The sequence below is a fragment of the Listeria sp. ILCC796 genome (assembly GCF_900186175.1).
Lineage (GTDB): Bacteria > Bacillota > Bacilli > Lactobacillales > Listeriaceae > Listeria > Listeria goaensis.
In genome coordinates this window covers 1-8,901 of sequence record NZ_FYBV01000017.1, presented here as the reverse complement: position 1 = coordinate 8,901, position 8,901 = coordinate 1, and the positions used below count along the sequence as shown (strand labels likewise).

Sequence of the window (8,901 nt, the reverse complement as noted above, 5' to 3'; positions counted from 1 at the left end):
ACTATTTCGCCGTTTCAACAGATTCTTACGTACAAGGAACGTTCACAGGAAGTGTGAAATATGTTTCCCTTGTTGTGAATGGCACAGAATACGTGAAAACCCCTGTAAAAGATGCGAACACGTGGAGTTATTACTCTAAAGGCAAGATCGCGGTGGGTGACACGGTTTCTGTGAAAGGGTACAATGTCGCAGGCGTTGTAGTGGATGAAAAATCAGTCAATGTAATGCTTAATCCACCAAATCAGAGTACAATTAATGCCAGTGAATTCATCATTTACCAAGATAAATATGTTACAGGAACGTATACAGGAAGCGTGAAGTATGTTGCACTGAAAGTCAATGGCACAGTATTAGGTAAAATCCCAGTTTCAGGTGGCACTTACTCATACTATGCAAAACCAAATATTACATCTGTAACAGATAGAGTATCGATTATTGCTTACGATGGCGCAAGTGTCCGAGTAGCGGAAGCACCTGTCCATTTGGATGTCCAAGTATTAGAAAGTGAAATCGAAGCAGATGCATACAGTCTTGGCGACAGTTCAGTAGTTGGAACATACTCTGGAGATGTGAAATACATTTCTGCGACAGTGAATGACACAGAACTTTCTAAAATCCCAGTAGACGGTTCAGGCACATATAACTATTATATTCGCCGTTATATCACAAGTGATACAGATCGAATTGTAATGAAAGCCTACAATTCAAGAAATGAAGTTGGAGACACTGTTCAAGTAACCATCAATCCAAGTGGTCCATCAGCGATTACTGCACAGACTTACAACCTTGGTGATAGTTCAGTAGTCGGCACGTATTCTGGAAATGTGAAATATATTTCCGCGACCGTGAATGACACAGAACTATCTAGAATCCCAGTAGACGGTTCAGGCACATATGAATACTATATTCGCCGTTATGTCACAAGTGACCAGGATACTATCGTAATGAAAGCTTATACTGCAGGTGGAGCTGAGGTGGCTTCTAATAGAGTGACGATCCCACCAACTGCTCCAGCAACGTTAACAACAGATGTCTTTACGATTGGAACTTCAAGTAATGTCACAGGAACATCAACAAACGGCGTGAAATATATTGCGCTTAAAGTTGAAGGTGTCATTAAATCTAAAATTCCAGTAAATGCAGATGGTTCGTTTACGTATTATGCGAAAGCCTTACTGAAAACACCAGGTATGGAAGTTTCGATGATAGGTTATGACGGGGCGAACAATCAGGTTATTGAAACACCGATAACAGTACAATAGTTTAAATAATGATTGAGAGTAAAAACTGTAAATAAAATTAAGACTGTAGACAAAGTAATAAAATTCTTTGTCTACAGTCTTTTTTTGAAAAAAAGTTAGTTTGATTCGTACAGAAATTTATTTGTATAAAGTTTGAGATTTTCATCATAAATCCTCTTCTTTTGGAAAAAGTTAAAAAAATAAATTTAATGAAAACGAAAATTGATTTTCATAATAAATCCCCCTTTTTTTAGAAAAATCAGAGAGAGGAATGTCACAAAATTTACAAAAAACAGCTTATGAAAAGGGTTTTAATATCCATTTTTCTTTTTTCAAAAATGCTAGTATTTAAAAATGACGGTAGGAGGAGGGATACATAAAGCGGATAAATACGTTAAATATACAACTATATTGGAAAAAATTAGTATATATTTTAAGGAGAGTATACAACGTGAACAGAAAAACAACTAAATTTCGAAAATTAACTATTGGTGTGATTGCTACAATGTTGACTATGTCTACTATAGTAGCGGCTATCCCAGCTAACGTAAAAGCAACTGCAGATAGTGTTACAACAGGAAAACCAAAATTAACTAATTTAAAACGAACATCTGAGAATTTGATAGATTCAAGTTTTAGTGATAGAAGTAAATGGACGCCTATTTATTGGACGAATGCTAATGGGACTTATGATACATATTATACTTCATGGGGAACGTCTAGTGGTAATTGGCAGTATTTTTCAAACGGTGCTCGCTCCGTACAATTCCCAGGAAATGGTACGACAACCCTGCGTTCTTCACAACTTAATGCATGTTTAGGAATTGGACAAAGTTTTCCAACTGTTCCAGGACATCGCTATAGAATCACTTATAGCTCTGCACATGTTGGTGGATTAGCCAATCGCTTCGATGTTGTAGTCAATAATGGCTCTACAATCTATCATCATTTAGCAAATCCAGCCCCAATTTGGTCTCACGTAGGAACTGCTTTTGGTTGGGGGACAGCCGGTGGAACGAGAACCGGTGAATTTACTGCACCTTCAAATTCAGCAAGCATTACGCTGGAAACAATGAATAGTAGCGTTCAAGTAAGTGGACTTAGTATTGTAGATTTGGATGCGATGAATGAGACAACCATTGATGCATTAACAAGTGATTCTGAAAGAGCGCAAGGTACTGCTGAGGCAAATGCGAGTCTAACCATTAAAGCTGGTTCAACTACTATCGCTACAAGTACAGTCGGTTCAGATGGTACATATAATGTTGCTATTCCAAAACAAGCAGCGGGAACAACTGTGACTGCTACAGCAACTGCAGGAGGGCAATCAAAAAGTGCAAGTACAACCGTTACTCAAGGTAATATTGCACAAACTACGATTAACTCCCTAACAACCGATTCTGTGAAAGCGGAAGGAACCGCAGAACCAGGTGCAACACTTGTAATTAAAGACCAAAATAATGCGCAACTTGCAAATGGGACAGTAGGAGCAAATGGAACATATAGTCTTACAATTCCAACACAGGCAGCTGGGACGATTGTAACGGCAACCGCAACAAAAAATGGTAAAACGTCTAGTGCATCTACTACAGTGTCACAGGCTGCTATTGCGCAAACAACGATTAATGGTTTAACAACGGATTCTATAAAAGCAGAAGGAACCGCCGAACCAGGCGCAACGCTTATCATTAGAAATCAAAATAACACTCAACTGGCAACTGGTACAGTTCAATCTGACGGTACATATAGTTTTACAATCCCAAAACAATTAGCTGGGATGATTGTAACAGCAACCGCAACAAAAAATAGTAAAATCTCTATTGCTTCTACGATTGTTGTGCAAGGAGAGATTGCGCAAACAACTATCAATGCTTTAACGACAGATTCAGAGATCGCGCAAGGAACGGCTGAACCGAATGCAAATCTTGCCATTAAAGTTGGAGACACTACATTAATATCTGGTAGAGTCGGTTCAGATGGGAATTATAGTTTTACAATTCCAAAACAAACGGCAGGGACAATTGTTACCGCAACGGCCACGCTAGGTGGAAAGACGTCCAATGCGAATACGACGGTGACACGAGGTGGCATTGTACCAACAACGATTAACGCCCTAACAACAGATTCTGTAAAAGCAGAAGGAACGGCGGAGCCGAATGCAAATCTTGTCATCAAAGATCAAAACCATGCCGAACTAGCGACAGGTAGGGTAGGATCAGATGGAAATTACAGCATGACGATTGCAAAGCAACCTGCTGGAACAATTGTGACTGCTACAGCCACGAAAGATGGAAAAGAATCAAGTGCAAGTACTACTGTCGTGACGGCAGATATCACACAAACGACAATTAATGCTCTAACAACAGAGTCGACAGCGGCACAAGGAACCGCAGAACCGAATGCCAGTCTTGCCATTAAGGTTGGAGATACAACGCTTGCAACAGGTAGAGTCGGTTCAGATGGGAATTATAGTGTGACAATTCCGAAGCAACCTGCTGGAACAGTTGTCACTGCGACGGCAACAAAAGATAGTAAAACATCAAGTGCAAGTACAACAGTTATACAGGATACTATCGCCCAGACTACAATTAATCCTTTAAATACAGATTCGACACAAGCAACCGGAACCGCCGAACCAAATGCAACCATTGTATTGAAAGACCAAAATAATAATCAACTCGCAACAGGGCGAGTCGGTTCAGATGGGAATTATAGCTTAACGATTTCAAAACAAATTGTTGGAACAATCGTGACGGCGACAGCTACTGCAAATGGTAAGACATCAAGTGCGACAACAATTGTAACGAATGATCGTATTGCTCAAACCACGATTAACTCACTTACAACAGATTCGACACAAGCAACCGGAACCGCAGAACCGAATGCAACCATTGTGTTAAAAGATCAAAATGATAATCAACTTGCGACAGGACGCGTCGGCTCAGACGGTATGTATAGCCTGACAATTCCAAAGCAATTTGCCGGAACAATTGTTACCGCGACAGCGACAGCAAACGGTAAAACATCGAGCGCGAATACAACCGTTGTCAGTGACAACATAGCTCAAACAATCATTTATCCATTAACAACAGATTCAACACAAGCGACTGGGACAGCCGAGCCCAATGCTAACATCGTTATCAAAGACCAAAACAACACAGAACTCGCAACAGGACGCGTTGCTTCCGATGGCACTTATCGTGTAACTATTCCAAAACAATCGGCTGGAACAATAGTAACTGCAACAGCAACAGCGGGTGGGAAAACATCTAGTGCCTCCACAACAGTAACAAGCGTCGCAACAGGAACCGTTGTTGTGAAAGATGCTTTTTATGTTGGGTATGACAGTAGAATCCAAGCAGAAGTTACAGGTGACATTACGAAAGTTTACTTAGAAGTAGATGGCGTAAAAAAATCAACAATTCCTGTAAGCGGAAGCTTTGAATATTATGCGCGAGATGTGTTAACAAGCACAAATCAAACCGCTTATTTAGTTGGACAGGATTCATCTAATCGAGAATTAGATCGCACACAAGTAATCTTAAAAGATGGTCAACTAAAAATAGGCTCCATTACACCAAACAATTTTGTAGTAGGCGTAGATGCCTACGTTAGAGGAACATATACAGGTTCTGTAGCAAAAGTAGCTCTTTCAGTAAATGGCACAGTCCTTTCTAAAGTAGCAGCAGGAACAGATGGAACCTTCCAATATTATGCGCGACCAAACATCACAAATGCCGAAACAGATGTGGTCTATGCGATTGGTTACAACTCGGAAAATCTTGAAATTGCACGTACCCGAGTGACATTAACAACTGAAACAGCAATGGCAAGCACCACAATCAGTCCATTGACTACTGATTCAGTGAAAGCAGAAGGAACCGCCGAACCAAATGCAGATATTGTTATCAAAGATCAAAACAACACGGAACTTGCAAGTGGCAAAGTGGGTTCAGATGGGAATTATAGCTTAACAATTCCAAAGCAAGCTGTAGGAGCAGTCATTACTGCAACCGCAACACTAAACGGTAAAACATCAAGTGCAAGTACAACTGTAACCCAAGGAAATCTCACAGCGACAACAATTAGAGCGTTGACGACAGATTCAGTAAAAGCCGAAGGAACAGCAGAACCAAATGCAAGCCTTGTGATTAAAGCAGGTCAAACAACGCTCGCCTCTGGGACGGTAGGATCAGACGGAAATTACAGCCTGACAATCGCGAAACAAGCAGTTGGAACAGTTGTCACTGCCACCGCAACAAAAAATGGTAAAACATCAAGTGCCAGTACAACCGTAACGCAAGGAGATATTGCGCAGACAACAATTGGGGCACTAACAACCAATTCTACAACTGTACAAGGAAATGCCGAACCGAGCGCAACGATTGTCATCAAAGACCAAGGTAATAATCAACTCGCAAGTGGTGTAGTTGGAGAGGACGGAACCTATGTCCTAACGATTTCAAAACAACCGTTTGGAGCAGTTGTTACCGCAACAGCGACAGCAAAAGGGAAAACATCAAGTGCGAGTACAACCGTGACGCAAGACACCCTTGCGCAAACAACGCTTAACGCTTTAAATACGAATTCCACAAAAGCAGAAGGAACCGCTGAACCGAATGCAGATCTTGCTATTAAAGTAGGTAGCACAACAATTGCAACTGGTAAAGCAGATGCGAGTGGACGCTATAGTATCACGATTCCAAATCAAGCAGCGGGAACAGTTGTGACAGCTACTGCAACGAAAAATGGAGAGACATCCAGTGCGAATGTAACGGTTACACAAGCTGCTAGTGGTACAGTTGTTGTAAAAGAAGACTATTATGTCGGTTACGATAGCCGCATTAAAGCAGAAGCAACAGGGGATGTAGCGAAAGTTTATCTAGAAGTAGATGGTGTTAGAAAAACGACAATTCCTGTAACAGGAAACTTTGAATATTATGCGAAAAATGATATTACAAGCACAACCCAAACGGTATATCTTGTTGGACTTAGTGCGACAAACAACGAATTAGACCGTGCACGCGTAACTTTAAAAGATGGTCAATTAAAAATTGGAACTGTTTCACCAGATAGCTTTATTGTGGGCGTGGATGCATATGTGAAAGGGACGTACACAGGATCTGTAACGAAAGTCGGCCTTTCAGTGAATGGAACGATTCTTACGAAAATTCCAGTTGGCACGGATGGCACATTCCAATATTATGCGCGTCCTAATATTACAGATGCGGATACAGACGAAGTTTATGTAATAGGTTACAATTCGGAAAACGATGAAATTTCTCGTAAGAAAGTGACTTTATATGGACCAGATAGTTTAGTCGGCACCTTGACCGTTAATCCAAATTACTTCGCGGTTTCAACAGATTCGTATGTTCAAGGAACGTATACAGGAAATGTCAAATATGTATCGCTTGTTGTGAATGGAACCGAATATGTGAAAACACCTGTAAAAGATGCAACGACATGGAGCTACTATTCAAAAGGTAAGATTGCGTTGGGGGACACGGTGACTATAAAAGCTTACAACGGTGCTGGTGTTGTTGTAGACGAGGAAACCGTAAATGTCGTTGAAAATCCTCCAGGTGAGAGCACCGTTGCGGCAAATGATTTTGTTTTATATCAAGATAAATATGTGACAGGGACGTATACAGGAAATGTGAAATACGTTGCACTGAAAGTAAATGGTACAGTTTTAAACAAGATAGCGGTTGCGGGTGGAAGTTATTCGTACTACGCACGTCCTAATATTACTTCAAAAGAAGATGTAGTATCAGTCATTGCTTACAATGGTGCAAGTTCACAAGTAGCGGAAGCTCCTGTTGCTGTAAAAGAAACTCAAATAACAAGTGAAATTACAGCCAACAACTTTACATTAGGTGACAGTTCAATTGTCGGAACATATTCTGGCGATGTAGCCTATATTTCTGCCACCGTGAATGATGTTGAACTTTCTAAAATTCCTGTTGACGGAACAAATACGTATACTTACTACATCAAACGTTTTGTGACAAATGATCAAGATGAGATTATTATGAAAGCTTACAACGGGAGAAGCGAAGTTGTAGCAACAGCAAATGTTCGTATTAACCCGACAGGAGACCCAGTGTTGACAACGGATCCGTATACTGTTGGTACGTCTAGTTATGTAACTGGAACATACGGGGGCGGTGTAAAGTATATTGCGCTTAAGGTTAATGGTGTGGTTCAATCTAAAATACCAGCGAATACTGGATCCACCACTACCTATCAATATTACGCGAAGTCACAACTCCGAACACCCGGTATGACAGCTTCAATGATTGGTTATGACGGAGCAAGTAATGTCATCATTGAAACTCCGATAACGGTTCAATGATTTAAATATGAAGAAAAACAGCAAAATCCTTTTTAGGTTTTGCTGTTTTTTTTGTTAAGATAATGAAATTTGTCACAAAATTTACAAAAAATTGTACAAAAAATTAGTTTTAATAGCCAGCGCTGATTTTTCTGAATTGTTATTATGAAAGCGCATCCTTAAGGAGGTGGTGCTAGGGGAAGAGAAAGAATGCTTAAATAGTTGTTTGATGATAATTTTTTGTTATGTAGTACGGATTGATGATTTGAAAACAAATTCGAAAAAAGGGAGAGAGTAATATGTCTATTAAAAAGACAAAGTGGAAGAAGAAAGCAATTAGTATTGTAACGATAGTTTTTACCATCTCAACAATGTTTATCCCATTATTTAGTAATAATAGTGCAAATGCAGTTGGTGTTGAATCAGGAAAAACTAATTTAAAAAATCTTGCTACAACTCAATGTGAAATTTCCCCGACAACGATTGACTCACTTACAACGGGATCAACGAGAGTACAAGGAACTGGAGAGCCAAATGCTGACATTGAAATACGAGCCGGTGAAGTAATAATAGCAATCGGAAAAATAAATTTTAATGGTAGTTACAATTTTGTGATTCCAAGACAACCAGCAGGTACGGTTATTACAGCGAGGGCGACTTCAAATGGACTCACAGCGAATGCATCTACGGTTGTCATTCCGTGTAACATTACCTCAACAACGATTAATTCTTTAACAACTGAATCAATACGAGTCGAGGGAACAGCCGAGCCAAATGCGGATATTGAAATACGTGTTTCAAGCACTATGCTTGCAATTGGAAAAGTGAATTCAAGTGGCAACTATAGCTTTCTAATTCCTAAGCAATTTGCTGGAGCAATTGTTGTAGCAAAAGCGACTAAAGATGGAAGAACATCAAGTGCATCTACAGTTGTCATTCAATGCAATATAGAAAACACATTCATCAATAGTTTAACTACAGACTCAACAAGTGTGAATGGGACCGCCGAACCGAATGCAATGATTGTATTTAAAGATCAAAACAACAATCAAATTGCAAGCGGAGTTGTTCAAGCAAACGGCACATACAGTATAGCAATTCCAAAACAAGCGTTTGGGACAGTTGTAACCGCAACTGCCATGAAAAATGGAAAAACATCAAGTGCGAGTACAACGGTTATCCAAGGCAATATTGTACCAACAACAATTGGTGATTTAACAACCGATTCCGTGAAAGCCGAAGGAACAGCCGAGCCAAATGCGGACATGACGATTAAAGTCGGCCAAACAACGATTGCGACAGGGAGAACAGATGCTAGCGGTC

3 protein-coding genes are annotated in these 8,901 nt (G+C 40.1%); all 3 read left to right on the top strand.

Annotated features, from left to right (window positions below):
* Window positions 1–1,262, top strand: a 1,262-nt coding sequence (locus tag CFS04_RS12810; RefSeq protein WP_369821532.1) for an immunoglobulin-like domain-containing protein, incomplete at its 5' end; no start/stop codon positions are given.
* Window positions 1,263–1,692: 430 nt separating this feature from the next.
* The gene (locus tag CFS04_RS12805) at window positions 1,693–7,599 is read left to right on the top strand and encodes an immunoglobulin-like domain-containing protein (RefSeq protein WP_088811076.1); all 5,907 of its coding nucleotides are present in this window, start codon (window positions 1,693–1,695) and stop codon (window positions 7,597–7,599) included.
* Between the two features lie 278 nt (window positions 7,600–7,877).
* Window positions 7,878–8,901: Ig-like domain-containing protein (locus CFS04_RS12800; protein WP_255377795.1), on the top strand; the 1,024-nt coding region annotated here is incomplete at its 3' end.